This is a genomic window from Antarctobacter aquimaris (assembly GCF_900184945.1).
GTDB lineage: Bacteria > Pseudomonadota > Alphaproteobacteria > Rhodobacterales > Rhodobacteraceae > Maliponia > Maliponia aquimaris.
Window position 1 is genome coordinate 295,385 of the sequence record NZ_FXYF01000006.1, and the last position, 24,219, is coordinate 319,603.

Here is a 24,219-nt window from a genome sequence, read left to right on the forward strand (position 1 = left end):
TTCCGTACAACGCTGCATCGCGAACGTCCCGGCGTCTGATCGTCGCTGCCCGCACGGCACGTCCGCTCGTACCCGCGCAGCGTGGCTTTCCTGCGCTCTCCTGCCGCCAATATCCCGACCGCGGCCAGGATGACCAATCCCGGCGCCACCGGCGAGGCGGTGACGAGCGACGCGAACCCGGCGGCAAAGCCGGCCCTCCTGCACCATGACGCGCAGGGACTTGGTGGCGGCCGGCCAACCGGCCTGCCGCCGTCGGCGTGTCAGGCTCACCGGGCGCGGTTGTCGAAGACCTGGAAATACAGCTTGAAGACCGTCCCGCTGCCAAGCCTCGAGTCGACGCGCACGCCACCGCCGGACTGCTTCATGAAGCCCTGTACCATGGACAACCCCAGCCCGGTGCCCGACCCCACCGGCTTGGTCGTGAAGAACGGGTCAAAGACCTTGGACATCAGTTCCTTGGGAATCCCCTGCCCGGTATCCCGGACCTCCAACACGACATATCGTCCGGCCGCGACCTCGTCGCCAAAGCCTCCGGTGATCGCCGCGTTGACCAGGACGTTCATGGTCTTGATCGCCAGCGTGCCACCGCGTGGCATGGCGTCCTTTGCGTTCAGGATGAGGTTCAGCAGCGCGTTCTGGGTCAGGCTCCGGTCCGCTTCCACCGGCCAGAGGCCCGGCGACAGGTCCAGTTCGAACACGATGTCCTCGGGGATGACCCGCGACGCCCAGGCCTGGGTTTCCCGGACCAGCGCATTGACGTCCAGCATCACCGGTTCCAGCCGCGACTGGCGCGAGAAGCTGAGCATCTGGTTGGTCAGTTCCGCCCCTTGCCGCGAGGCCTTGAGCGCGGCCTCGGAATAGTGCTGGACGCGCGCGGGATCGTGCGTTTCCCGGATCAATTCAAGGTTCCCCTGGATGACCGACAGAAGATTGTTGAAATCATGTGCGACCCCGCCGGTCAGGTTGCCGATCGCCTCCATCTTTTGCGCCTGGTTGAGCTTGAGCTGAAGGTCGATGGTTTCCCGCAAGGCCGCCTGGCGGTCCAGCAGCAGCCGGACAAGCACGCCGGAGAAGACGGTCAGGACCAGGCCCAGGACAGCGATGATCTCATCGACGAGGTCGTCCGCGTCGCGCACCCGTGCCCCTGTCGGCGACACCTGCACCTGCCAGACGCGGCCTCCGATCTCTATTTCATGACTCGTCGCATAGTCTTCGATGATGCCGCCGCGGCCGATGGAGAATAGCTCCTGATCCTTGTCCAGCACCCGGATGCTGTAGGTGTGCGACGGGATGTCGCCAAGCGCGCTGACCATCAGCGGTTCGACCCGGAAGACGATGTTCAGGAACCCCGTGCGCCGGCCTTCCCACGACAGGGGAAAATACCCGACAAACCCCTTGCCGCCCTGGGCCAGCTCGATCGGAGGCGTCACCCAGAGCGTTGCGGCCGCATCGGCCTGCGCCAGGGCTTCCGCCGGCATGGGCAGTTCCTTGACGTTCAGGCCCAGCGCGGCGGAATTGCCCCGCTCGGGCGTCACGACCCGGATGACACCAGTGCTGTCCACCCAGTTCAGTGCCTGCAGATCGTCGAAAAGTTCAAGGAACAGATGCGTTTCGTCGCGAAATTCCTCGGGTGACAAGGTCTCGTGGCGGCTGAAATGGTAGCCCAGCAGCTGGACGGTTTGCAGGCGCGCCATCAGGTGCGTTTCGAGTCGCGCCGCAAAGATCGCGCTGACGACCTGCGTTTCCTCCCGCAGTTCGGTGGCCTGTGTCTGCCGTTCGGAGAAATAGAGAAAAGACGACACCAGAAAGGCAAGTCCCGCCACGGCGAGGGGAACAACGACTCGTCTTCTGAGGGCAATCTTCATGTCCAGGCCCTTTCGGGCAGTTGGTTCGGGTTGGCCGGCGGATGATGTCCCATAGCGGACGGCAGTCAACACGTTGGGCCCTGTTCGGTCGGACCATGGCTTGGCGAAATGGCGACAAGCGGCGCTGTTCCGCCCGGGCTCGATGTCATCACACGACGCAATCGTCGTGTGCCATTGCCACGCGCGTTTCGCAAGCCCAGCGGAAATCCACCTAACGCAGGGTCATATCCGTCTGGATCGCCAAAACGTCACGTCGTGACTCCAATTCGGTAGCATTAGTTCGTACAGTGGAAGGCAAAGACTGTCCCAATGAGCAATGCAGACCACAAGGCGCGAAACATGAAATTGCTGGTCATCGCCGACGACAACCTGCCACTTGTCGAAGTTCTGGAACAGGTCGCCCTGGATGCCGGCTGGTCCGTCGTGACCTGCAGCGATGGCAAGGAGCTTGTCGACGTTCTGAACGAACTCACCGAGAGCGCCTTTGTCCTGGTGGATATCAACATGCCGGAGCTGGACGGCGTGGAAGTCGCGCAATGCCTTGGGCAGTTCGCCCAGTTGCCGGAGATCCGGCTGCGCTTCATGACCGGCGGTGCGGACAGCCTGGCCGTTGCCGCCAGGATGATCGCCAAGGCGCGCGACCGGGAGCCGGGGCAGACCCTGTACAAGCCGATCAGCATCGAAAGGTTCCGTCAGGTGCTGGCCGAGGAAGAGCGGCATCTGGAAAGCATGGCCTGAGCCTCGCAAGACCCAAGTCACCGACGCTGACACGCCCCGGCGGCGTGTTGCGACGGCGTTCACCCGCCGAACGAGAGCGTCCGGCGCCCGACCCTTTCCGCTCGAACCAGAACGAGCCAGGATTTCCCGCGCATGAAGATTTCGAACAAGACATTCGATGAATTGAGACCGGGCGACACCGCCTCCTTGCGGCGCCTGTGCACCCAGGACGACCTGCTGGCCTTCGCCAACGTCTCGGGCAACCACAACCCGATGCATGTCTACAATGCCGACGGCGACGGCGATGGCCATCCCGAAGCAGTGGTGCCCGGAATATTCATCGGCGCGCTGGTCTCGGCCGTGCTGGGCAACCTGCTGCCAGGCGCGGGCACGCTGTACCGCGCTCAGAGCCTGGTGTTCCACAACCTGGCCCATGCCGGGGACGAGCTGGAAAGCCGCGTCACCGTGACCGGCAAGACCGAGGCCGAGGGCATCGTCACCCTCGCCACCGAGGTGACCCGCCCCTCGGACGGCGCGCTGATCCAGTCCGGCGTGGCCGAAGTAAAGGCCCCGCGCCGCAAGGTCAGCTACAACAGCCACGACCTGCCCGGCCTCATCGTGCAGCGACACCGCCACTTCGAAAAGCTGCTGGACCGGGCCGAATCCCTGCCGCCTCTGGTCACCGCCGTGGTCGCGCCGGAAGAGCCCAATTCGCTGGGCGGCGCGCTGCTGGCGCGCGACCGGACGCTGATCACGCCGATCCTGATCGGCGACCCGGAAAAGATCGCCCTCACCGCCGCCGGGCTGGACCGCGACCTGACCGGCATCGAGATCATCGCCGAGCCGGACCACGAGGCCGCCGCCCGCCGCGCCGTGGCGCTGGTGACCGAGGGCCGCGCCGGGGCGTTGATGAAGGGACACCTGCACACGGATCAGCTGCTGCGCGCGGCGCTGGACAAGACATCCGGCCTGCGCACCGGACGCCGGTTCACCCATGTCTTCGTGATGGACGTGCCGGGGCTGAACCACCCCCTGCTGGTCACCGACGCGGCAATCAACATCGCCCCGGATCTCAAAACCAAGGTCGACATCGTGCAGAACGCCATCGACCTGGCGATCAGCATCGGCATCGTTGAGCCCAAGGTCGGCGTTCTTTCGGCGGTGGAAACGGTGAACCCGGACATTCCGTCCTCGGTCGATGCGGCGCTCCTGTCCAAGATGGCCGAGCATCACCAGATCACCGGCGGGCTGGTCGACGGGCCTTTGGCGATGGACAACGCGGTGGACCTGGCCGCAGCGCGGAACAAGCGCCTGATCTCACCGGTCGCCGGCCGGGCCGAGGTGCTGGTGGTGCCCAACATCGACGCCGGCAACATGCTGGCCAAGCAGCTGACCTACCTCAGCCACGCCGAGGCGGCCGGGCTGGTGCTGGGCGCGCGGGTGCCGATCATCCTCAACAGCCGGGCCGACGACGACATGGCGCGGCTGGCCTCTTGCGCGGTGGCGGCGCTGCACCATGCACGGATCACCGGGGCGCGCTGAGGCGCCCCGGCGCTGCATTCAGGCGCCAAGCACCTCGGTGACGGCCTCGGCGGTCATGGCGGCGATCTCCTCGGCCTCGGGTTTGGTCAGGCAGAACGGCGGCGCAAATCCCAGGATGTCGCCCTGCGGCATGGCCCGCGCGATGACCCCGCGCGACAGCAGCGCCGCCGACACGCGTGGCCCGACCTTTTCGGAGGCGTCGAAGAATCGCCGGCCCCCGCGGTCGGCGACGAATTCGACCGCCGCCAGCATGCCTTCGCCCCGGATCTCGCCCACCTTCGGATGGTCGCCCAGCGCGGCCTTCAGCGCCTGCTGGAGATAGGCGCCCACCTCGGCGGCATTGCCGATGAGGTTCAGTTCGTCCAGCAGCCGCAGGTTGGCCACCCCGGCGGCCGCCCCGATGGGATGCGCCGAATAGGTCCAGCCGTGGCCAATCGGGCCGTTCTCGTCGGTGCCCTGCTCCAGAACCTTCCACATCCGGTCACCCACGATGGAGCCCGACAGCGGCGCATAGGCCGAGGTCAGCCCCTTGGCGATGGTGATCAGGTCCGGCGTCATTCCGTAGTGATCCGACCCGAACATGCTGCCCAGCCGGCCAAAGCCGGTCACCACCTCGTCGGCGATCAGCAGGATGTCATGCTTGCGCAGCACCTGCTGGATCGCGTCCCAGTAGCCCGGCGGCGGCGGCACGATGCCGCCCGTGCCCAGCACCGGCTCGCCGATGAAGGCGGCGATGGTGTCGGCGCCCTCGCGCGCGATCAGCGCCTCAAGCTCGGCCGCACAATGCGCGGTGAACTGCTCGGGCGTCTGGGCCAGATCGGCGCGGCGGTAGTAGTACGGCGCCTTGGTGTGGACCACCTGGCTCAGCGGCAGGTCGAACTTCTTGTGAAACAGCTCCAGCCCGGTGAGCGAGCCTGTCACCAGCCCAGAACCGTGGTAGCCGAGCCAGCGCGAGATGATCTTCTTCTTTTCCGGGCGGCCGAGGATGTTGTTGTAGTACCAGACCAGCTTGACGTTGGTCTCGTTCGCGTCGGACCCGGACAGGCCGAAGTAGACCTTGGACATGCCCTTGGGCGCGCGGTCCAGGATCATCTTGGCCAGCGTGATGCTGGCCTCGGTGCCGTGGCCGACATAGGCGTGGTAATAGGCCAGCTCGCGCGCCTGCGCGGCGATGGCCTCGGCGATCTCCTGCCGGCCGTAGCCGACGTTGACGCAGTAGAGCCCGGCGAAGGCGTCCAGCAGGCGGCGGCCGTCGCGGTCCTCGATGTGGCAGCCCTTGCCGGTGGTGATCACGCGCGTCGGCGTCTCGCCCCGGGCGTGCTGCGCCAGGTGGGTGGAGGGGTGAAAGAAGGTCTGGCGGTCCCATTCCGCCAACTGGTCGTTGGTCAGCATATCCTGGCTCCTGTGTCGCGGCGGCGCGCCGCTGGTCTGGTCTGGAGGGAGCCCCGGGTCGCACGCGGACCGGGCGCCGGGGGCTCCTCGGACCCCGGCAGCAGCGCGCAATGCCTTTATTGCAGGGGATGAGTCCCCCTAGCCGATTTCGCGGGGCTTTTCCAGCGGGGAGAACAGGAACAGGGCGTGTCGGTTCTCTGGGTCTGTGCCCGGACCGCGTTGGCCCGGACAAAGCCCAGGACGGCGTCTGCGACGCTCCGACCAGGGACCAACGAACAGCCATTACCCTCAGGTCCCAGCCCCCTTGGACAGCGCTCAGGCGGGTCATTGGATGTGTCTGGATCATTCCAATTTCGATGCCGCAGGCGGCCAACGCATTGTTGTTTCACTACAATTCAGCACCCACGACAATGCCGGACCTCATGCAGGTTGTTTTGTCACCGTGATCGCATTAACCTGATAACACGATTTTTACGCTCGCGGTGTCGAGTGGCCACAGAATTCAGGCACCGATTTTGGGAGATTGAGCTTTATTCGGAAGGGAACGACAATGATCGCGTTAGCCAGACTCACCGCACTTTCAATAGCGGTTGCCGCAGGCATCCTGTCGGCGCCGGCGCATGCCGCCTCAATCAATTGGGGGGCCGAAGGCGGCTCGAACGAGTTTGCCAGCGACGCGGTCCTTTTCTCCGGGTTTCAAGCGGACACGCTGGTGAGCATCACCAGCCAAGGGTACTATTTCACCAATAATGGGGCCCTCAACCCGGTCACTTTCAAACTCGAGGTTCTCCTCGACGGCATCTGGACTGCCATCTTCACGGACGTGACCACCGGGACCAGCTACATGAATGTGATCCCTTCGCAATCCTTCGCCTACGGAACGGTAACGGGGTTGCGCGCAACCGGTACAGGTCAGGTGCCGGGCGACCCCACAATGCGGAATTGGGCACTGGGGTCAGCGTTCACGCCGACGATCTTCCATTTCGACGCCTTGCAGCCGCCGTCTGCCGTGCCGGTCCCGGCTGGCTTGCCGCTCTTGCTGGCCGGTCTCGGAGCCCTCGGATTTGCAAGTCGCCGTCGACGCACTTGAACCAATCCCCCATGACAACTCCCTGAGTTTTCGAGGGGGGAGTTGGTGTTATTGTCCGTTGGGCACGGGCCAACCAGGCCCGGACTGGAAAACTGCCGCGGTTTGAACAGATGGGGCCAGGGGTCCTTAGCTGCTCGAACAAATGCCAAAAAGCAGTCGGGCTAACCCGCACAGAACAACAGCGCGCCTCTCGAACTTCCCCTGAGCCGCATCTCTACACCCTCACGTCCGGATCACTGTCCCCTGGCCCGCCAGCACCGCCAGCGCATGCGCCGCGATGGCGGTGTCCTGCGCGCCGGTGCCCGTCAGGTCGGCGATCGTGATGTCGCGCGGATCGCGCCGCCCCGGATGCGCCCCGGTCACCACCTGGCCCAGTTCCACCGGCGGCGCGCCGGTCCAGTCCCCGCTGGCCAGCGCCGAGCGCAGCTCGCCCCGCAGCGCGACCTGCGCCGCGCTGTCGGCAACGTAAAGGTCGGCGCGGCGCAGGCAGGCGGGGGCCAGTTCCACCTTGTCCGGCGCGTCCGACCCCATGGCCGTGATGTGCAATTCCGGGTGCAGCCAGTCCGCCTCGATCAGCGGGGCAAAGGACGGCGTCGTCGTCACCACCAGCTGCGAGCGCCGCACCACTTCGCGGACCGAGGTGCAGACCTCCACCTCGATCTCCAGGTCCCGTGCGAGGTCGGCGGCGCAGAGCGCGGCCTTGTGTGGATTGCGCCCCCAGACCAGCACCCGCCCGAACGGCCGCACCAGCCGCGCCGCCCGAATCTGCAACCGCGCCTGAAGGCCCGTGCCGATCACCCCGGCCGTCGTGACCTCGGCCGGGGCCAGGTGCCGCACGGCCACCGCCCCGGCCGCTGCCGTGCGCAGGTCCGTCAGATAGCCGTTGTCCAGGAAGACCGCCCGCACCGCGCCGTCGCTGGCCGACAGCGCCGTGACCATGCCGCCCAGGCTGGGCAGACCCTTGGCTGCATTGTCGAAAAACCCTGTGCTGACCTTCAGCGCAAAGATGTCGAAACCGGCGATATAGGCGGTCTTGGCGTCGACCTCGGCGTTCAGCTGCGGCAGTTCCATCGACATGATCGGCGGCATGATCACCCGCCCCTCGGCCAGCGCGGCAAAGGCGGCCTCGACCACCTCGACGGCGCCCATGTCCAGTGGCAGCGCCGCGCGCAACTCGGTTTCGGTCAGGACGGTGATCTCACGGCGCATAGGCGCTCCCCTTGATGGTCAGGTCTCCCAGCGTCACGTCCTGCCCGGAGATGATCGCCGCGTGTTGACCCATGTCGATGTTGCGGCCGGTCAGGATCGTCGCGGTCGGGCCGCGCGGCGTGACCTTGCCCGCCTCCAGCGCCGCGACGCTCACCGCGCAGCCGCCTTCGCAGACGATGCGATCCTCGTAGTAGATGCTCTGCATGGCGTGATAGATCTCGTCCTCGGTGACCAGCACCACCTCGTCAAGGTAATCGCGGCACAGGGCAAAGCTGTGGCGGTTGTCCAGCCCGATTCCGCCGCCCAAGCTGTCGGCAAGGCTGGGCACCTCGGTCACCTCGACCGGGTGGCCGGCCTGCAACGAGGCAAACATCGCCGCCCCCCGGTCCATGCTGATGCCGATCACCCGGACCCTCGGGTTGATCGTCTTGACGGCCAAGCCGACGCCCCCGGCCAGCCCGCCGCCCGACAGGGGCACCAGGATCGTGTCGAGGTCCGGCCGCGCCGCCATCAACTCGACCCCGATGGTCCCCTGCCCGGCGATCACCGCCGGATCGTCGAAGGGCGGCACCTCGGTCAGCCCCTCGTCGCGGACCAGCCGCGCGACCTCCAGCTGCGCCTCGTCCTGGCTTTTGCCGATGATGCGCACCTCGGCGCCCAGCGCGCAGACGCCGGCCACCTTGGCCTCGGGGGTCAGGTGCGACATGCAGATCACCGCGCGCAGGCCCCGCGCCCGCGCCGCGTAGGCCACGCCGCGCCCGTGGTTGCCGGTGGAACAGCAAGTCACGCCCGCCACGCCCCCGGTCAGGCCGAACACCGCGTTGACCGCGCCGCGCAGCTTGAACGCGCCGATCGGCTGGGCGATCTCCAGCTTCAGCAGCAACTCGTGGCCAAGGCGCGCCGACAGCGCCGAGGGCACCAGCGGCGTGCCGTCCGCGATGCCTGCGATGCGCTTTTGCGCGGCAAACACGCGGTCCAGAGTGAACTCGGTCATGGCACGCTCTGCCCTCGTCGTTTTCGGCCCTGCCCCTGCCGGTCCCTGCCCAGCACAATGCCCCCGCAGCGCCTAGGACTTCAACACTCCCCCGGCGGTTTTTGCTTGCGATTTTCCCTTTGCCGCACGCAATGTCCGGGCAACTCCACGTAAAGGCGCACCGGCATGCCCGCACCCAACCTCCCGTTTTCCCTGCCCGAATACGCGCGTCGGCAGGCGCTGGTCGAAGCGCGCATGGCAGCGCTGGGTCTCGACGCGCTGTTTGTCGAGGATCCGTCGAACATGGCCTGGCTGACCGGCTACGACGGCTGGTCGTTCTACGTCCACCAGGGCGTGCTGGTGATCCCCGGTGAGGCGCCGATCTGGTGGGGCCGCCGCATGGACGGCTTTGGCGCGCTGCGCACCGTCTGGATGGAACCGGACCGAATCCTTGGCTACGCCGACGATTTCGTGCAGGCCACCGACCGCCACCCGATGCAGGACCTGGCCTCGCACATCCGCGCGCGCGGGCTGGCCAAGGCCCGCATCGGCGTCGAGATGGAAAACTACTACTACTCGGCCAAGGCGCATATGACGCTGGTCGCCGAACTGCCCGAGGCGACGCTGGTCGATGCCACCGCGCTGGTCAACTGGCAGCGCACGGTGAAATCCGATGAGGAGATCACCTTCATCCGCCGCGCCGCGCGCATCTCGGAAAAGATGGTCGACGGCATCCTGGAACGGGTCGAGCCGGGCCTGCCCAAGAACGACCTGGTGGCCGAGATCTACGCCGACGCGATCCGCGGCGCCGATGGCCACTGGGGCGACTATGCCGCCATCGTTCCGCTGCTGCCTTCGGGCCCCGACGCCTCGGCCGCGCATCTGACCTGGGACGGCCGCCCCTTCGCCAAGGGCGAGGCGACCTTCTTCGAACTCGCCGGCTGCTACCGCCGCTACCACGCGCCGTTCTGCCGGACGGTGTTCCTGGGCAAGCCGCCGCAGGCGCTGCTGGACGCGGAAAAGGCGCTGGTCGAGGGGCTGGAGATGGGACTGGAGGCCGCGCGTCCCGGCAACACCGCCGGCGACATCGCCCGCGCGCTCTATGCCGCGCTGGCCAAGGGCGGGATCGAACGCTCGGGCCGCTGCGGCTATCCCATCGGCCTCAGCTATCCGCCCGACTGGGGCGAACGCACGGTGTCGATCCGCACCTCGGACGAAACCGTGCTGCAACCCGGCATGACCTTCCATTTCATGCCCGGCCTGTGGATGACAGACTGGGGGCTCGAGATCACCGAATCCATCCTGATCCGCGAGGATGGGCCGGCGGAATGCCTCTGCAACCGCCCGCGCAAACTGTTCGTGAAGGACTGACATGGACATGCTGCACCGCACCGAGGGGCTGCTGGCCGATCTCATCGGCTTTCCCACCGTCTCGGCGGACAGCAACCTGGACCTGATCGGCTGGGCGGCCAATTTGCTCAAGGGGTTGGGCGCGCGCTGCGACATCACGCTGGACGAGACCGGGGGCAAGGCCAACCTCTTTGCCAGCTTCGGCCCCGAGGGCGACGGCGGGCTGGTCCTGTCGGGCCATTCCGACGTGGTCCCCGTGGCCGACCAGGAGTGGTCCAGCGATCCCTTCGTGATGGACGACCGCGAGGGGCGGCTTTACGGACGCGGCGCCTGCGACATGAAAGGGTTCATCGCCTGCGTGCTGGCGCTGGCGCCGCAGATGGCCGAGTGGCGCCTGAGCCGCCCGCTGCACATCGCCCTGACCTACGACGAAGAGACCGGCTGTTTCGGCGCCCGCGCGCTGGTCGAGGACCTGCGCGCGCGCGACCTGCGCCCGGCCATGGCGATCCTTGGCGAACCGACGATGATGCGCGTCATCAACGGCCACAAGGGCTGTTACGAGTACACCACCCATATTACCGGCTGCGCGGGCCATGGCTCGACCCCGGACATGGGGGTGAACGCCGCCGTCTGCGCCAGCCGCTACGCGACAAGGCTGATGGAGCTGGAGGCCGAACTGCGCGGCCGCGCGCCTGATGGCAGCCCCTTCACCCCGCCCTGGACCACGTTGAACATCGGCCGCATCCAGTCGGGCCATGCGCACAACGTGATCCCCGACCACGCCGAGATCGACTGGGAAATGCGCCCCGTTCAGCGCGCCGACGCCGATCACCTGCTGGCCGAGATCGACCGTTTCGCCGAAACGCTGATGCGGCCGATGCGCGCCATCCACCCCGAGGCCACGATCCGCCGCGAGGTCATCGCCGAAACGCAGGGCCTGCACCCGGTCAAGGACAGCCGGATCGCCGAGGTGGTCTCGGCCCTGACCGGGGCCAACGGGCTGGACGTGGTCAGCTTTGGCACCGAGGCGGGGCTGTTCCAGTCGCTGGGGATGGACTGCGTGGTTTGCGGGCCAGGCTCGATCGAGCAGGCGCACAAGCCCGACGAATACGTCAGCCGCGACCAGCTGGCCGCCTGCCTGACCATGCTGCGGGGCCTGGAACGCCACCTGGCCTGAGCGCCTTCGCCCGGACCGGGCGCCGAAAAGGCCTTTTCAAAGGCCTTTCAACGCGCTTGCAAGCGCGTTCAAGCGGCTTGCAAGCCGCTTTTCCCCGCCCCTTCCCGGCGTTTTCCCGAATTTCGGAGCGGCTTAACAAGCCTTAATGTCTGCTTCAGGACCGGACCGCCCGTGGCGTGACAGGATCGACCCATCAGATCATTCACATGAAAGCGACCCCGATGACTTTCCTCCAGACCCGTACCGAAACCGCCGCCCCTCTCGCCACACCCCTGCACGCCCTGCCCGCGCTCCTGCGCGCCGCGGCCGCCCGCCTGCTCCAGCGCCGCCCGCCCAAGTCGCCCGAAGACCTGCTGGCTGCACAAACCCGCCGCGCCGAGGCCCGCGCCGCCGTGGACCGGCTGATGCAACACTCGCACTAGGGCGGAAAGCCGTTGCCCTCCAGCGCTGCGATGATCGCGTTGGCGTAGGTCTTGTTGTTCTGCGGCCGGGTCCGGCGAAAGATCGACACGGTCATGTCCGGCACCTTGCGGCGGAAGGCCTCTGCCATGCGCGCCGAGTCTTCCTTGCGGCCCAGCGCCCAGTAGGCCCCCATCAGGCCTAAGTGGATCGTGGCGAACTCGGGGAACTCGGTCAGCGCCTGTTCGAACTGCGCCGCAGCGCCTTCGATATCTCCCAACTGGAACAGCGCGTTGGCGATCCCCGAGGTTATGACCCCGATCTGCGGATGCAGCGGACTGATCCGCCGGGCGCGGCGCAGCTCGGCAATCGCCGCCTCGTTTTCGCTCTGGTAGTTGTAGATCCAGCCCAGCAGCATCGCCACGGTTGCCGAGTTGGGGTTCAGCACCTTCGCCCGTTGCAGCGCGGTCAGGCCGCGCCGCGTCTCGCGGCCGACATAGGCGATGTGGTGCCCGGCATAGGCCAGCGCGAGCGGATCGTCCGGGTTTGCATCCAGCACCTCGCGCGCCAGCGGCAGCGCCGCCGCCGCCTGTTCAAAGGTCCACCAGCGTGTCGCCACGGCCCCGGTGTGCGCGTAGCAGACCAGCGCCTTGGCCATCAGGTACTCGGGGTCCAGCGCGAGGGCCTGCTTCAGCAGGTCCAGCCCCTCCATCACGCTGTGCAGCGTGTTCTGCCGGTAGACCAGCGGGGCGGCGCGCAGGCACAGGTCATATGCGGCCAGGCTCTCGGTCGGCTTGGCACGCGCCCGCGCCGCCTCGGCCCAGATCAACTTTGGCTCCAGCGCGGCGGCGACCCGCTCGGCCACCTTGTCCTGCAGGTCAAAGATCTCGCTGGCCAGCCCGTCGAACCGGTCACGCCAGAGGGTATGCCCGCTCTCGGCCTCCACCAGCTGGGTAAAGATGCGCATCTGGTCGCCGGCCTGCTGGATGCTGCCCTCAAGGACATACCGCACGCCCAGTTCCCGCCCGACCTCGGCCAGGTCGACGGAGCGGCCCTTGTAGGTGAAACTCGAAGTGCTGGAGACCACGAAGAACGACGCCACCCGCGACAGCGCGGTGATGACCTCGTTGACGATGCCGTCCACGAGGTAATCCCGCTCGGCCGATCCGGTCAGGTTGGCGAAGGGCAGCACCGCCAGCGAGGGGATGTCCGGCACCGGCAGCGCGGGCTGGGCCACCTCCTCCGGCGCGTCGGTCGCCTCGGCGACATAGCGATAGCCGATCCCCGGCACAGTCTTGATCAGCGACGGGCCCAGCGCCTTGCGCAACCCGGCAATCTGCACGGTGAGGTTGCTTTCCTCCACCATCAGCCCGGCCCAGACCTTGTCCAGCAGTTCCGCCTTGGACACCACGCGGTCGGTGTTGTCGACCAGATGGGCCAACACGTCGAAGGCCCGCGCGCCCAGCGCGATCTCCTGCCCGTCGCGCGACACCGTCCGGCGGTCGTGGGAAATTTCCAATGTCACTGTCGCCCTCTGCCGGTCCCGCCGGTGCGAGTATGAGCCAGGCCCGGTGCGGGCCACAAGACGGCATTGCCCTTGCGGCGCGCAAACCCGCAGGCAGGGCGCGCAGCAAGGACAGCTGCCGCCCCTCGACAATCCCCGTGCCCGCCCGCATCATGCCCGGCGGGAGGACCACACATGAAATCCATCGTGGCGCACGGCGCGCATGACCTCAGAATCGAGGAGCGCGAGATGCCCTCCCCCGGCGCGGGCGAGGTGCTGGTGCGCATCGAGACCGGCGGTGTCTGCGGCTCGGACCTGCATTATTACCACAACGGCGGCTTCGGCACCGTGCGGCTGCGCGAACCGATGATCCTGGGCCACGAGGTCTCGGGCCGGATCGCGGCGCTGGGCGCGGGCGTCACCGGCCTGAGCGAAGGCCAGCGCGTCGCGGTCTCGCCTTCGCGCCCCTGCCGGGCCTGCCGGTTCTGCCACGCGGGCGCGCCGAACCAGTGCCTGAACATGCGCTTTTACGGATCGGCCATGCCCTTTCCGCATATCCAGGGCGCGTTCCGCGAATTCCTGGTGGCCGATCCCGCGCAATGCGCCCCCGCCGACGACCTGAGTGCCGGCGAGGCCGCCATGGCCGAACCGCTGGCGGTGGTGCTGCACGCCGCCGCGCGGGCGGGCAACCTGCTGGGCAAGCGGGTGCTGGTGACCGGCTGCGGCCCGATCGGCATCCTGGCGGTGCTGGTCGCCCGCACGGCGGGCGCAGCCGAGATCGTGGCGACGGACCTGACCGCCTTTACCCTGGACATGGCGGCGCGGGTCGGCGCGGATCACACGGTCAACGTCGCCGAGACGCCGGACGGCCTGACGCCCTGGACGACGGACAAGGGCCGGTTCGACGTGCTGTTCGAATGCTCGGGCGCCGCGCCCGCGCTGGCGGCGGCGGTGCCCGCGATGCGGCCCGGCGGGGTGGTCCTGCAACTGGGCCTGGGTGGCGACATGACCCTGCCGGTGCAGGCGATGACCGCCAAGGAACTGGAGTTGCGCGGCTCCTTCCGCTTTCACGAGGAGTTCTTTACCGCGGTCGAGATGATGCGGCGCGGGCGGATCGACGTGAAACCGCTGATCACCCAGACCGTGCCGCTGGACGAGGCCGAGGACGCCTTTCGCCTCGCGTCCGACCGGACCCGCGCGATCAAGGCGCAGATCCGGTTTTCCTGAGCCGCTTCCACAGCTTGTACGGGTGGGCTGAGGTCCCGGGTAAAGCCCGGGACGCTGGCCGCCCGGCGGGTCTGTCGCGCCTTACAGCTTCATCTTCTTGAACACCGGCTCGGGGATGTTGCGGATGATCGCCATGATCAGCCACCAGACGCGGCGCACGTAGATCACGTTGCGCCTCTTCTGCACCGCGCGCAGCACCGCCGCCCCCACCTCCTGCGGCTCGGCGGTCAGCGGTCCGGGCAGGTCCAACCCTTCGGTCATGGCGGTGTTGACAAAGCCGGGCAGCACCGTGACCACGTGCACCCCCTGTTTCGCCAACCGGTTGCGCAGGCCGGACAGGAAGGCGGTGAACCCGGCCTTGGCCGAGCCGTAGACGTAGTTCGTGGCCCTGCCCCGCTCACCGGCGACCGAGCTGATGCCGACCAGCACGCCCGATCCACGCGCCTCGAACCGGTTTGCCAGCAGCGCAAGGATGCTGGCAGGACCTTCAAAGTTCGACCGCATGACCTGCGCGGCGCGCGTCAAGTCTTGCGCGTTCTCGTCCTGGTCGCCCATCAGGCCCACGGCGCAGACGGCGATGCCGGGCAGTTCGGGCAGAGTGTCGACGAAGCTCTCGTGCGCCGAAAGGTCCAGCGCATCGAAGTCATGCAGGGTCACCTCCACCCCGTGGCGCAGGGCGATGTCGGATCGCACCGTGTCCAGGCGCGCCGGATCGCGTGCGGCCAGCTGGATCGGGTGGCCTTCGGCGGCAAAGGCATGGGCGATGGCCTGCCCCATGTCCGAGCCGGCACCAAGGATGAGAACGGCGGGTTTGCTCACAGCGACAGCCTTTCGGATTGGGCAGAGGCGAAATGCCCGGACAGGTTGCGGTCCTTGCGCATCTCGGTGAAGGCGCGGACACGGGGATCGGCGGCGCGCAGGGTGTCGGCGCTCATGCGGCTGTCCTTGGCCAGGTAGAACCGCCCGTCATGGTTCAGCGTGATGCGGTCCAGCCGGTCGAGCAGCGCCAGCGTGCCGGACTTCATCGGGAAGTCGAGCGCCAGTGTGTACCCTTCCATCGGAAAGGACATCGCGCTGTCCTGCGGGCCAAAGCGTTTCAGCACGGCCAGGAACGACGCGTTGCCCGAGTCCGAGATCGCCTCGAGCAGCGCGGTCAGCCCGTCGCGCGAGGTCTCCAGTGGCAGCACGCACTGGAACTGCGCAAAGCCGCGCCGCCCGTAGATGCGGTTCCACTTCAGCACCGCGTCGAGCGGGTAGAAATAGGTGTCCCAGTCGACCAGCTGCGTGCCGGTCTTGCGCGCACCCAGGGTGTAATAGAGCTTGTTGAAGGCCCGGACGGTCAGGCTGTTGAGCGCGAAGCCGGGGAAATCCAGCGGCACGGCCAGCTTGGGCTTGTGGCCTGCGTCCAGGGGATGCCTGGCGCGCTTTGCGTCCAGTTCTGCCACCGTGGCGTGTTCGCCCAGCATCACCAGCGACCGCCCCAGGTGCGCGCCGCGCCCCAGGCAGTCGATCCAGGCGACCGAGTAGGTCACCTGCTGGTTCTCCTCGAACAGCCGCATGGCGGTGTCGAGGTCGGGCGCGGGGTGGGTGGTCTGCTGGATCCAGGCGCTCTCGACCGGGCGCAGGCGGATGGCGCAGCGCAGGATGATGCCCGTCAGCCCCATCCCACCCAGCGTGTAGCGGAACAGGTCGGCGTTGTCCTCGCGTGAACAGCGCAGGACCGCGCCGTCCGGCCCCATCACGTCGATCCAGTCAACGCAGGTGCCAAAACTGCCGTCCTTGTGGTGGTTCTTGCCGTGCACGTCGGCGGCAATGGCGCCACCCAGCGTGATCAGCCGCGTGCCCGGCGTGATCATCGGGAACCATCCGCGCGGCAAAAAGGCGTCGATGACATCCCCCAGCAGGACCCCGGCCTCGGCCACCAGCTGGCCGGTTGTCTCGTCGAAGGCCAGCATGTGGTTGAAATGGCGCATGTGCAGGGTGGCGCGCGGGCTGACCGCGCTGTCGCCGTAGGACCGCCCGTTGCCGCGGGCGATCAGCGCGCCCTGACCGAGGGCGGCGCGCAGGTCGTCCTCGGTGCGCGGCGCGCGCAGGTCGGTTTCGATGACGGGAAAACGGCCCCAGCCCGACAGTTTCATGCTGCTCTCTCCAGCCGCGCGTCGGTAAAGACGAACCGGCGATCCAGGTTGTACTTGACCACGTAGCCGATCCCCAGCCCGATCACCGCGCCCAGCTCGCGCATGGCGTCAGTGTGCCAAATCAGCCAGAAGCCCGTCTCGAACCCCCAGAAGATCGCCGTCGTGACAAGCCCCATGGCGGTGTAGAGCGTGAACTTGCGCCCGTGCGCACGCGCCCCGGTTTCGGTGTCGTAAAAGATCCAGCGCTTGTCGAGCAGGTATTTCACCACCAGCCCGACCAGCGTGCCCGCCGCCACCGCCAGGGCGAACTGCCCGCCGCCGTCCCCCGCCAGCAGGACCAGACGCTGCGCGCCAAGGTTGGCCAGCGTGGCAATCACGGCGAAGGCGCCGTAGCGCAGGATCAGCGTCTTGCGGGTCACGTCAGAGCGCCCCGACGACCGCAAAACCCAGGCACAGCAGCAGGCAGACCTGGCTGAGCCGGTCCCGCGCCGCGTAGACGACGGGATCGTCGTGCATCCACCCGCGATGGGTGATCATCACCGTGCGGGTGATCCAGAACAGCAGCACCGCGCCGATGCCCCACAGCATCGTCGGCGTGTGATACAGATCGACCACCGCAGGCGAGTTCACATAGAGCACAAGCACGAGGACCGACACGTAGCCCGCGCTGATGGCGATCATGGTGACGATCGGCAGGTCGGCCACGTTGTAGCCGCGCCCGCGCGCCTTGAGCGTGCCCCGGTCGGCCGCATCGACCAGTTCCGCCTGCCGCTTGACCGCGGCCAGCGCGAGAAAGAAGAAGATCGAGAACGCCAGCAGCCAGACCGACAGCGGTATGCCGGTGGCCACGCCGCCCGCGACGATGCGCATGGTATAGAGGCCCGCCAGCGTGCAGATGTCGATCACCAGCTGCCGTTTCAGGTACAGCGAATAGGCCGTGGTCAGGGCAAAATACCCCATCAGCACCCAGAAGAAGGCCCCGCCCACCAGCAGCCCCAGCACCGCGCCGAGAACGAAAAACCCTGCGGTCATCACCATGCCGTGCCGCAGCGGCACCGCGCCCGAGGCGAACGGCCGCTTGCGCTTGCGTGGGTGGGCGCGGTCGGCGGCCAGGTCGATCATGTCGTTCAGGACGTAGACGCTGGAGGCGGTCAGGCTGAAGGCGACAAACGCCAGCGCCGCCAGCATCAGGGTCCCCATGTCGAACTGGTGCCCGGCCAGCAGCGGCAGGAAGATCAGGATGTTCTTCAGCCACTGGTGCGGCCGCAGCGCCCGGACATAGGCCGACAGCAACACGGGCGCCGTGTCCAGGTGTTCGGCCTCGACCGCCAGCGCATCGACACGGGCACGCAGCGCGGCGGGCGCGTTGACCGTCACCGCCCGCGCCGCAACCTGCCAGACGGCCAGATCGGCCGTGGAGTCGCCCATGTAGACAAAACCGCCCGCGCCAAAGCGCCGGGTCAGGAACTCGGCCTTGATCGGTCCCTTGAGGTTCAGCGTGCCGTCCGAGCCGTGGACCTCGTCGAACAGGTCGAGATGCGTGGCGATCCGTTCGGCGATGCTCTGGTCGCTGGCCGTCACCAGCGCGGTGCGGCCACCGCGCGCGCGCCAGTCGCGCACGTAGTCGACGACGCGGGGGTCGTAGGGCAGCGTCGCCGGTTCCAGCCCCGCCACCGCGGCCAGCCGGCGCTTCAGCGCGGCGCGGCCCTCTCCCAGGCCACGCGCCGCGACCAGCAGCACGCGCCAGTCGCGTCCCAACGCCGACCAGAAGGATTCATCCAGCATGTCGCTGCGCAGCAGCGTGCCGTCCAGATCGACGACCAGGACCTTGCCGTCCTCGATCCCCTGCGTGACCCGCGTCATGGGGTCAGCCCCCTCTTTCGGCTCGCGCGCCACACCAACCCTGTTCATGAAAGCGTCTGACCCGCATGCAATATCTCTTGTGGGCGGCAGGATAGGCGCGGCATGTGACCGCGTCGAGGCACGAATGCGGCACAGGCGATTTGTGGTTCAACTGCAACAGCGCGGGCGTCGTACCGGACGGTCGCCCCCCGCACCCGGGGGTCGCGGCCCCACGGCACGCAACGGGGCCGCGATCCCCTTGACCTTTTCGCCACGGACGGCGGACAGTGTGCCCGACCCAAGCAACGACACGCCGCCGGAGGACCCGATGATCAGCCAGGAGCTCAACGACCAGATCACGCGCGTGGGACGGGGCCAGCCTGCGGGCGAGGTGCTGCGCCGCTACTGGCAACCCGCCGCGCTGAGCGACGAACTGGCCGGGCCGCGCCCGGTCGTGCCCGTTACCCTGCTGGGCGAAAAGCTGGTGCTGTTCCGCGACAACGAAGGGCAGCTGGGCCTGATCGGCCGCCACTGCCCGCACCGCGGCGCGGACCTGTGCTATGGTCGGCGCGAGGACAACGGCCTGCGCTGCCCCTTCCACGGCTGGCACTTCGACCGCACCGGCCAATGCGTCGAACAACCCGGTGAGCCCGAAGGCAGCCGGATGCACGAACAGATCCGCACCACCTCCTACCCGGTGGTCGAGCGCAATGGCATCGTCTTTGCCTACCTCGGCCCCGGCGACCCGCCGCCCTTTCCCGCCTTCGACTGCTTTCGCGCCCCGGATACCCATGTCTTTGCCTTCAAGGGGCTGTGGGAGTGCAACTGGCTCCAGGCGCTGGAGGTCGGCATCGACCCGGCGCATGCCTCCTTCCTGCACCGCTTTCTGCAGGACGAGGACCCGAAAGACAGCTACGGCAAGCAGTTCCGCGACAGCGCCGCCGACACCAACGTCCCGATGACCAAGCTGCTGCGCGAGTACCCGCGCCCGGAAATCCGCGTCGAGGACACCGCTTGGGGGCTGAAGCTGACGGCGCTGAGGCACATGGACAACGGCCTGACCCACGTGCGCGTCACCAACCATATCTTTCCGCAGGCGATCTGCATCCCGATGAGCCGCGAGATGACCATCACGCAATGGCACGTCCCCGTCGATGACGAGACCTGTTATTGGTATTCGATGTTCACCAGCTTCGACAAACCGGTGAACAAGGAGGTGATGCGCGCGCAGCGGCTGAAAGAACACCGCCTGCCGGATTACGCGCCGCTCAAGAACGCGCGCAACGCCTATGGCTATGACCCCGCCGAACAGGCGTCCGAGACCTATACGGGCATGGGCCTCGACATCAACGTGCATGACCAGTGGGCGGTCGAAAGCATGGGCCGCATCCAGGACCGCACGCAGGAACACCTGGGCAAGACCGATGTCGGCATCATCCGCTATCGCCGGATGCTGCGCGCGGCGATTGACGCGCTGGGCAAAGGCGAGGAGGCCGCGCTTCCGATGCAGGGTGACGGCACCGAGGCGCTGCGCGGTCCGCTGTCAAACGACGCCATCGCCGACAGTGCCGACTGGGACGCCGCCAGCCTTCGCGCCGATGCCGCGCGCCGCGCCGCCTGCCCTTGGGACGCCAGCCTGTGACCCTGGCGCGGATCGCCGCCGGGCGGCTCTGCCGCGAGGGGCTGTTGCAGGCCGACCCTGCGGCCGAAGTGCTGGCCCGCGCCGAGGCCGAGGGCATCGAGACGATCCGCCTGGTCTTTGCCGATGCGCACGGCATCCTGCGCGGCAAGACGGTGACGGCGCGGGCGCTGGAGGGCGCCCTGACGGCCGGGGTGCGATTGCCGTCCACCCTGCTGCTGAAGGACGTGGCGCACCGCACGGTGTTCCCGGTCTGGTCGGCGGCCGGGGATGCGCCGATGCATGGCGCGGGCGACGTGCTGCTGGTGCCGCGCCCGGACACCTGGGTCCGCCTGCCCCACGCACCGCATTCGGCGCTGATGCTGTGCCGGGTGTTGCGCACCTCGGGCGAGACGATCCCCTTTGCCTCGGACACGATCCTGTCGGGGGCCGTCGATCGGCTGGCCGCCGAGGGCCTGCGCGCGGTCATGGGGCTGGAGGTGGAATTCCAGGTCTTCGCGGTGACCGACCCCGCGCTGGACCACGCCGACACTGCACTGCCGCCCCGCCCGCCTGCGACCCGTGCGCTGAACCAGGGCTACCAGTACCTGACCGAAACCCGCTACGACGCCGCCGAACCCCTGCTCGACACCCTGCGCCGCAGTGCCGAGGCGATGGGCCTGCCCGTGCTCAGCGTCGAGATCGAGATGGGTCCAGGCCAGTTCGAGTTCACCTTTGCCGCCGCCGACCCGATGACCACCGCCGACCGCGCGGTGCTGTTCCGCACCCTGGTCAAGGAGGTCTGCGCGCGCGAAGGCTACCTTGCCTCCTTCATGGCCAAGCCGCGCCTGCCCGACGCGGTGGCCAACGGCTGGCACATCCACCAGAGCGTGACCGACCTGGAAGGACGCAACCTGTTCACGCCGTCGTCTGGGCACCTGACGCCGACCGCCTCGGCCTGGATTGCAGGGCTGCTGGACAACGCGCGCGCCTCCTGCATCGCCACAACGCCCACGGTGAACGGCTACAAGCGTTACGGCGCCTACCAGCTGGCGCCCAACCGGATCGGCTGGGGCGAGGACAACCGCGGCGCCATGCTGCGCGCGCTGATCGCGCCGCACGATCCCGCCAGCCGGGTCGAGAACCGGGTCGCCGACAGCACGGCGAACCCCTATCTTGCGCTCGCCTTCCAGATCCATTCCGGGCTGAGCGGGATCCTCGCGGGGGCCACGGCCCCGGCTCCTCTGGCCAACCCCTACGACGACGCGGCCGACCACCTGCCCGGCAACCTGGGCGAGGCGATCGAGGCCTTCGAGGGAGCGCAGATGTACCGCGCCGCGCTGGGCGACGAGACGGTGCAGTACCTCGCCCGCCTCAAGCGCGCGGAATGGACCACGTACCTCTCCGCCATCTCGGAGTGGGAACAGACCGAATACTTCACCGCCTTCTGAACAGGGGCGCCACGGGAGACACCATCATGACAGACGCCGCACGCATCGCGGTCATCAAGGGCGACGGTATCGGCGTCGACGTGACCGAGGCGGCGCTGGCCGTCGTCGCGGCGGCCTGCGCGCGGGTCGGCCTGCCCGCGCCCGTCGAACAGCCCATCGCCGCCGGGGCGGGGTATTTCAAGGAAACCGGGCAGGACATCGAACCGGGCGGCGAGGCACGCGCGGGTGAGGCCGACGCGATCCTTCTCGGCGCCATCGGTCTGCCCTCAGTCCGCCACGCCGACGGCACCGAGATCAGCCCGCACCTGCGCTTGCGCGACCGTTACGGGCTCTATGCCGGGGTGCGGCCCGTGCGGGCCTACCCCAACGCGCCGCAGCGGCTGGCGGACCCGCGCGCCGCCGGGATCGACCTGGTGATCCTGCGCGAGTCGACCGAGGGGCTGTTCTACTCCGCCGCCGTGCACAACCGCAGCCAGGTCATCGGCGATACCGAAGTGCGCGACACCCTGCGCATCACCCGCGCCACGACCGAACGGCTGATGCACTTCGGCTTTCGCCTGGCCGAGCGGCGCAAGGCGCGCGGACGGCCCGGCCTGCTGACCTGCGTGGACAAGGCCAATGTCTTTGCCTCCATGGCCTTTTTCCGCCGCATCTACGACGAGGTCGGCGCGCACTACCCCGGCGTCGCCAAGGGCTACAATTACGTCGATGCGCAGGCGCTGGACCTGGTCCGCCGGCCCTGGGAGTTCGACGTGCTGGTGATGGAGAACATGTTCGGCGACATCCTGTCGGATCTGGCCGGGGGGCTGGTCGGCGGCATGGGCATGGCCGCCTGCGCCGAGATCGGTGACGAGGTCGGGCTGTTCCAGCCGGCGCATGGCTCGGCCCCCGACATCATGGGCCAGGACAAGGCCAATCCGCTGGCGGCGATCCTGTCCGGCGGGCTGATGCTGGACTACCTCGCGCAGCGGACAGGGACGGCCGCCTATGAAACCGCCGCAGCCGTCATCGATGACGCGGTGGACGCGGGGTTTGCGCGGAACCTTCTGCGCCCGATGGAATTCGGCGGCGACATGGGCACGCGCGCGGTCACGCGGGCAGTGCTGGACCTGGTCGGAGGCTGAGTCCGGTCAGCGGAACTTCAGCGGTTCGTCGTTGTCGAACAGGTAGGAGGTGTTCCAGCTTTCCACCTCGGCAAAGCCGCGCGCCGCCAGCATGTCGACGATGCGCTTGTCGATGGTGTCGACGAAGCGGCCGAACTCCATCTCCTCGCGGATCACGCGGGAAATGTCCTGCGCGATCTGCACGCGCTGCTGGGCGAGCAATTCGCCGATCCAGTGGCGGGACGCCTCGGCGAACATCTTGGCCGAGGCGATCATCAGCTCACGCAGCTTGTCCACGCTCAGAGCATCCTTGTCGAGACAGTCGAGCGAGCCCTTCTTCATCGAGGCGACAGCCACGTCGGTGCGCATCTCGGACGAGATCATCACGACGGCGGCGCCGAAGTTCATCTTGTGGTTCTGCACGATGCGCTGAGCGTGCAGCCCGTTGCCGCGGGGCAGCAGGTAGTCGATGAACACCACGTCATAGGCGCGTTCGTCGAGCGCCGCCTCGAATTCCGGGATGTCGGTGGCCGTCCAGCAGCGCACCGGCAACCCGGTCTGGGTGCAACTGCGCTTGATCCGGTTCTGATCGAAACGGCTGTCATCGAGGATCAGCACATCGAACCCGTTGCTGCGCTGGAAGGCGGTCGATGCCTCATGGTAGCGGGATTCGACCTCCGGCACGGCGCTGTCGATTGCGTCAGGCGATGTGTCTTGCATGATGGCCACTCTTTCCCGGTTTCGTTCCCGCAATCAGGATAGAGAGGGCAAGAATAACGAGAAGTTGACGCCCCCGTCCCAAAGCGCTGCAATTTCAGGCAAATTGGCTTGGCACGGGCTTTGTCCGGAACCGTCGGAAATGGTATCGAGGACACAGCAGAGCACCGAGCCGAAGACCGGAGTTTTTCCGCGATGACCGACCACGCAGCGTCCGAGGGGGACTTCGACTCCTATCTTTATGCGATCACACACGACCTCAAGAGCTTTTCCCGCGCGATGCGCGTGATCCCGGACTGGATCGTCGAGGATATGGCCGAAGCACAGGCCAGCCTGCCGGGCGATGTCGCCGATCACCTGATGATGCTGCAACACTACGCGCGCGGCATGGACCGGATGCTGGACGGGTTGACCGATCTGTCCCGGGTCGGCCGCCTTGCAAACACTCCGGGGCCGGTCGACCTGCGCGAGGCGCTGGCGCAGGCCTGGGCCGAAACACCCGACAGGCAGGGGTTCCAGGCCGATTTCGACGCGGTGGACCTTTGCGTGCAGGTGCCGGCCAATGACCTGCGCCGCCTGCTGATGGCGGTGCTGTCCAATGCTGTCCGCCACCATGACGGCACCGGCGGGCGCGTGACCGCCTCGGCCTGTCATCAGGACGGCCGGGTCGTCCTGCGCATCAGTGACGATGGACCCGGCATTCCGCCAGAGTACCATGACAAGGTGTTCGAACCGCTGCACACCCTGCGGCCCAAGGACGAAACCGGGTATTCCGGGCTGGGACTGACGGTGGCGCGAAAGGTCGCGACGACGCTGGGCGGCGGCATCTCGGTGGCGGAAACCGGCACCCCGCGGGGCTGCACGATCCTCTGTGACTTGCCCGCCAGCTGACCGCCGGCAGGAGG

General features: G+C 67.6%; 21 protein-coding genes. 11 read left to right on the top strand and 10 right to left on the bottom strand.

Annotated features, from left to right (window positions below; translation table 11 throughout):
- Positions 1-266 precede the first annotated feature (266 nt).
- On the bottom strand, positions 267-1,865 hold the full coding sequence (locus tag MAA8898_RS13220; RefSeq protein WP_094021482.1) for an ATP-binding protein: 1,599 nt from the start codon (positions 1,863-1,865) through the stop codon (positions 267-269).
- A 339-nt stretch (positions 1,866-2,204) separates the two neighbouring features.
- Between MAA8898_RS13220 and MAA8898_RS13225 the strand changes: the two genes are divergently transcribed.
- On the top strand, positions 2,205-2,603 hold the full coding sequence (locus tag MAA8898_RS13225) for a response regulator (RefSeq protein WP_176445154.1): 399 nt from the start codon (positions 2,205-2,207) through the stop codon (positions 2,601-2,603).
- 132 nt (positions 2,604-2,735) lie between these two features.
- Positions 2,736-4,124, top strand: a complete 1,389-nt coding sequence (locus MAA8898_RS13230; RefSeq protein ID WP_094021484.1) for a bifunctional enoyl-CoA hydratase/phosphate acetyltransferase — start codon at positions 2,736-2,738, stop codon at positions 4,122-4,124.
- Positions 4,125-4,142: 18 nt separating this feature from the next.
- Here MAA8898_RS13230 and MAA8898_RS13235 read toward each other — a convergent pair whose 3' ends face one another.
- Positions 4,143-5,516, bottom strand: a complete 1,374-nt coding sequence (locus tag MAA8898_RS13235) for an aspartate aminotransferase family protein (RefSeq protein ID WP_094021485.1) — start codon at positions 5,514-5,516, stop codon at positions 4,143-4,145.
- Positions 5,517-6,066: 550 nt separating this feature from the next.
- Between MAA8898_RS13235 and MAA8898_RS13240 the strand changes: the two genes are divergently transcribed.
- Positions 6,067-6,606, top strand: a complete 540-nt coding sequence (locus tag MAA8898_RS13240; RefSeq protein ID WP_094021486.1) for a VPLPA-CTERM sorting domain-containing protein — start codon at positions 6,067-6,069, stop codon at positions 6,604-6,606.
- 222 nt (positions 6,607-6,828) lie between these two features.
- Here the strand turns inward: MAA8898_RS13240 and MAA8898_RS13245 are convergent, their stop codons facing one another.
- A complete protein-coding gene (locus MAA8898_RS13245; RefSeq protein WP_094021487.1) occupies positions 6,829-7,815 on the bottom strand; it encodes a cyclodeaminase in 987 nt (328 codons plus the stop codon).
- The gene (gene eutB / locus MAA8898_RS13250; protein WP_094021488.1) at positions 7,805-8,809 is read right to left on the bottom strand and encodes a hydroxyectoine utilization dehydratase EutB; all 1,005 of its coding nucleotides are present in this window, start codon (positions 8,807-8,809) and stop codon (positions 7,805-7,807) included. The genes MAA8898_RS13245 and eutB overlap by 11 nt, the downstream gene beginning before the upstream one ends.
- Positions 8,810-8,974: 165 nt before the next feature.
- Here eutB and MAA8898_RS13255 point away from each other — a divergent pair, with 165 nt between their 5' ends.
- The 3 genes from MAA8898_RS13255 to MAA8898_RS13265 all read left to right on the top strand — a co-directional run bounded on the left by MAA8898_RS13255 (position 8,975) and on the right by MAA8898_RS13265 (position 11,737).
- Positions 8,975-10,159 carry a M24 family metallopeptidase gene (locus MAA8898_RS13255; RefSeq protein WP_094021489.1) on the top strand — a complete coding sequence of 395 codons (1,185 nt, stop codon included), beginning with the start codon at positions 8,975-8,977 and terminating at the stop codon, positions 10,157-10,159.
- A gap of 1 nt (position 10,160) precedes the next feature.
- A complete protein-coding gene (gene argE / locus MAA8898_RS13260; RefSeq protein WP_176445155.1) occupies positions 10,161-11,315 on the top strand; it encodes an acetylornithine deacetylase in 1,155 nt (384 codons plus the stop codon).
- A gap of 221 nt (positions 11,316-11,536) precedes the next feature.
- Entirely contained in the window at positions 11,537-11,737 is a 201-nt protein-coding gene (locus tag MAA8898_RS13265; protein ID WP_141194851.1) for a hypothetical protein, read from the top strand.
- Here the strand turns inward: MAA8898_RS13265 and MAA8898_RS13270 are convergent.
- Entirely contained in the window at positions 11,734-13,239 is a 1,506-nt protein-coding gene (locus MAA8898_RS13270) for a winged helix-turn-helix domain-containing protein (RefSeq protein ID WP_176445156.1), read from the bottom strand. The two genes, MAA8898_RS13265 and MAA8898_RS13270, sit on opposite strands and share 4 nt — an antisense overlap.
- Before the next feature lie 174 nt (positions 13,240-13,413).
- Here MAA8898_RS13270 and MAA8898_RS13275 point away from each other — a divergent pair, with 174 nt between their 5' ends.
- Positions 13,414-14,445, top strand: coding sequence for an L-idonate 5-dehydrogenase (locus tag MAA8898_RS13275; protein ID WP_094021492.1), 1,032 nt, complete (start codon positions 13,414-13,416; stop codon positions 14,443-14,445).
- 81 nt (positions 14,446-14,526) lie between these two features.
- Here MAA8898_RS13275 and MAA8898_RS13280 read toward each other — a convergent pair whose 3' ends face one another.
- The 4 genes from MAA8898_RS13280 to MAA8898_RS13295 are packed head-to-tail and all read right to left on the bottom strand — an operon-like array spanning position 14,527 to position 18,446.
- Complete coding sequence (locus MAA8898_RS13280) at positions 14,527-15,264, bottom strand: SDR family oxidoreductase (protein WP_094021493.1); 738 nt, start codon at positions 15,262-15,264, stop codon at positions 14,527-14,529.
- Complete coding sequence (locus MAA8898_RS13285) at positions 15,261-16,583, bottom strand: FAD-binding oxidoreductase (RefSeq protein WP_094021494.1); 1,323 nt, start codon at positions 16,581-16,583, stop codon at positions 15,261-15,263. The genes MAA8898_RS13280 and MAA8898_RS13285 overlap by 4 nt, the downstream gene beginning before the upstream one ends.
- Positions 16,580-17,002, bottom strand: coding sequence for a GtrA family protein (locus MAA8898_RS13290; RefSeq protein WP_094021495.1), 423 nt, complete (start codon positions 17,000-17,002; stop codon positions 16,580-16,582). The genes MAA8898_RS13285 and MAA8898_RS13290 overlap by 4 nt, the downstream gene beginning before the upstream one ends.
- Position 17,003: 1 nt before the next feature.
- Entirely contained in the window at positions 17,004-18,446 is a 1,443-nt protein-coding gene (locus MAA8898_RS13295) for a UbiA family prenyltransferase (RefSeq protein WP_094021496.1), read from the bottom strand.
- A gap of 307 nt (positions 18,447-18,753) precedes the next feature.
- Here MAA8898_RS13295 and MAA8898_RS13300 point away from each other — a divergent pair, with 307 nt between their 5' ends.
- From MAA8898_RS13300 to MAA8898_RS13310, 3 genes are read left to right on the top strand one after another with little or no spacing between them, the layout of a single operon-like run.
- Positions 18,754-20,067, top strand: coding sequence for a Rieske 2Fe-2S domain-containing protein (locus MAA8898_RS13300; protein ID WP_094021497.1), 1,314 nt, complete (start codon positions 18,754-18,756; stop codon positions 20,065-20,067).
- Positions 20,049-21,494, top strand: coding sequence for a glutamine synthetase family protein (locus MAA8898_RS13305; protein ID WP_245853407.1), 1,446 nt, complete (start codon positions 20,049-20,051; stop codon positions 21,492-21,494). The genes MAA8898_RS13300 and MAA8898_RS13305 overlap by 19 nt, the downstream gene beginning before the upstream one ends.
- A gap of 26 nt (positions 21,495-21,520) precedes the next feature.
- Positions 21,521-22,618, top strand: coding sequence for an isocitrate/isopropylmalate dehydrogenase family protein (locus tag MAA8898_RS13310; protein ID WP_094021498.1), 1,098 nt, complete (start codon positions 21,521-21,523; stop codon positions 22,616-22,618).
- Positions 22,619-22,624: 6 nt separating this feature from the next.
- On the opposite strand, the gene MAA8898_RS13315 is transcribed toward MAA8898_RS13310, so the two are convergent.
- Entirely contained in the window at positions 22,625-23,317 is a 693-nt protein-coding gene (locus MAA8898_RS13315; RefSeq protein ID WP_094021499.1) for a response regulator, read from the bottom strand.
- Positions 23,318-23,509: 192 nt separating this feature from the next.
- Between MAA8898_RS13315 and MAA8898_RS13320 the strand changes: the two genes are divergently transcribed.
- Entirely contained in the window at positions 23,510-24,205 is a 696-nt protein-coding gene (locus MAA8898_RS13320) for a sensor histidine kinase (RefSeq protein WP_094021500.1), read from the top strand.
- The last annotated feature ends 14 nt before the right edge of the window (positions 24,206-24,219 follow it).

Coding starts and splice junctions, on each gene's coding strand:
- MAA8898_RS13285 (WP_094021494.1), bottom strand. CDS start 16,583: ATGAAACTGTCGGGCTGGGGCCGTTTTCCCGTCATCGAAACCGACCTG.
- MAA8898_RS13220 (WP_094021482.1), bottom strand. CDS start 1,865: ATGAAGATTGCCCTCAGAAGACGAGTCGTTGTTCCCCTCGCCGTGGCG.
- MAA8898_RS13265 (WP_141194851.1), top strand. CDS start 11,537: ATGACTTTCCTCCAGACCCGTACCGAAACCGCCGCCCCTCTCGCCACA.
- MAA8898_RS13235 (WP_094021485.1), bottom strand. CDS start 5,516: ATGCTGACCAACGACCAGTTGGCGGAATGGGACCGCCAGACCTTCTTT.
- MAA8898_RS13245 (WP_094021487.1), bottom strand. CDS start 7,815: ATGCGCCGTGAGATCACCGTCCTGACCGAAACCGAGTTGCGCGCGGCG.
- MAA8898_RS13300 (WP_094021497.1), top strand. CDS start 18,754: ATGATCAGCCAGGAGCTCAACGACCAGATCACGCGCGTGGGACGGGGC.
- MAA8898_RS13310 (WP_094021498.1), top strand. CDS start 21,521: ATGACAGACGCCGCACGCATCGCGGTCATCAAGGGCGACGGTATCGGC.
- MAA8898_RS13240 (WP_094021486.1), top strand. CDS start 6,067: ATGATCGCGTTAGCCAGACTCACCGCACTTTCAATAGCGGTTGCCGCA.
- MAA8898_RS13255 (WP_094021489.1), top strand. CDS start 8,975: ATGCCCGCACCCAACCTCCCGTTTTCCCTGCCCGAATACGCGCGTCGG.
- MAA8898_RS13230 (WP_094021484.1), top strand. CDS start 2,736: ATGAAGATTTCGAACAAGACATTCGATGAATTGAGACCGGGCGACACC.
- eutB (WP_094021488.1), bottom strand. CDS start 8,809: ATGACCGAGTTCACTCTGGACCGCGTGTTTGCCGCGCAAAAGCGCATC.
- MAA8898_RS13275 (WP_094021492.1), top strand. CDS start 13,414: ATGAAATCCATCGTGGCGCACGGCGCGCATGACCTCAGAATCGAGGAG.
- argE (WP_176445155.1), top strand. CDS start 10,161: ATGGACATGCTGCACCGCACCGAGGGGCTGCTGGCCGATCTCATCGGC.
- MAA8898_RS13315 (WP_094021499.1), bottom strand. CDS start 23,317: ATGCAAGACACATCGCCTGACGCAATCGACAGCGCCGTGCCGGAGGTC.
- MAA8898_RS13320 (WP_094021500.1), top strand. CDS start 23,510: ATGACCGACCACGCAGCGTCCGAGGGGGACTTCGACTCCTATCTTTAT.
- MAA8898_RS13225 (WP_176445154.1), top strand. CDS start 2,205: ATGAAATTGCTGGTCATCGCCGACGACAACCTGCCACTTGTCGAAGTT.
- MAA8898_RS13295 (WP_094021496.1), bottom strand. CDS start 18,446: ATGACGCGGGTCACGCAGGGGATCGAGGACGGCAAGGTCCTGGTCGTC.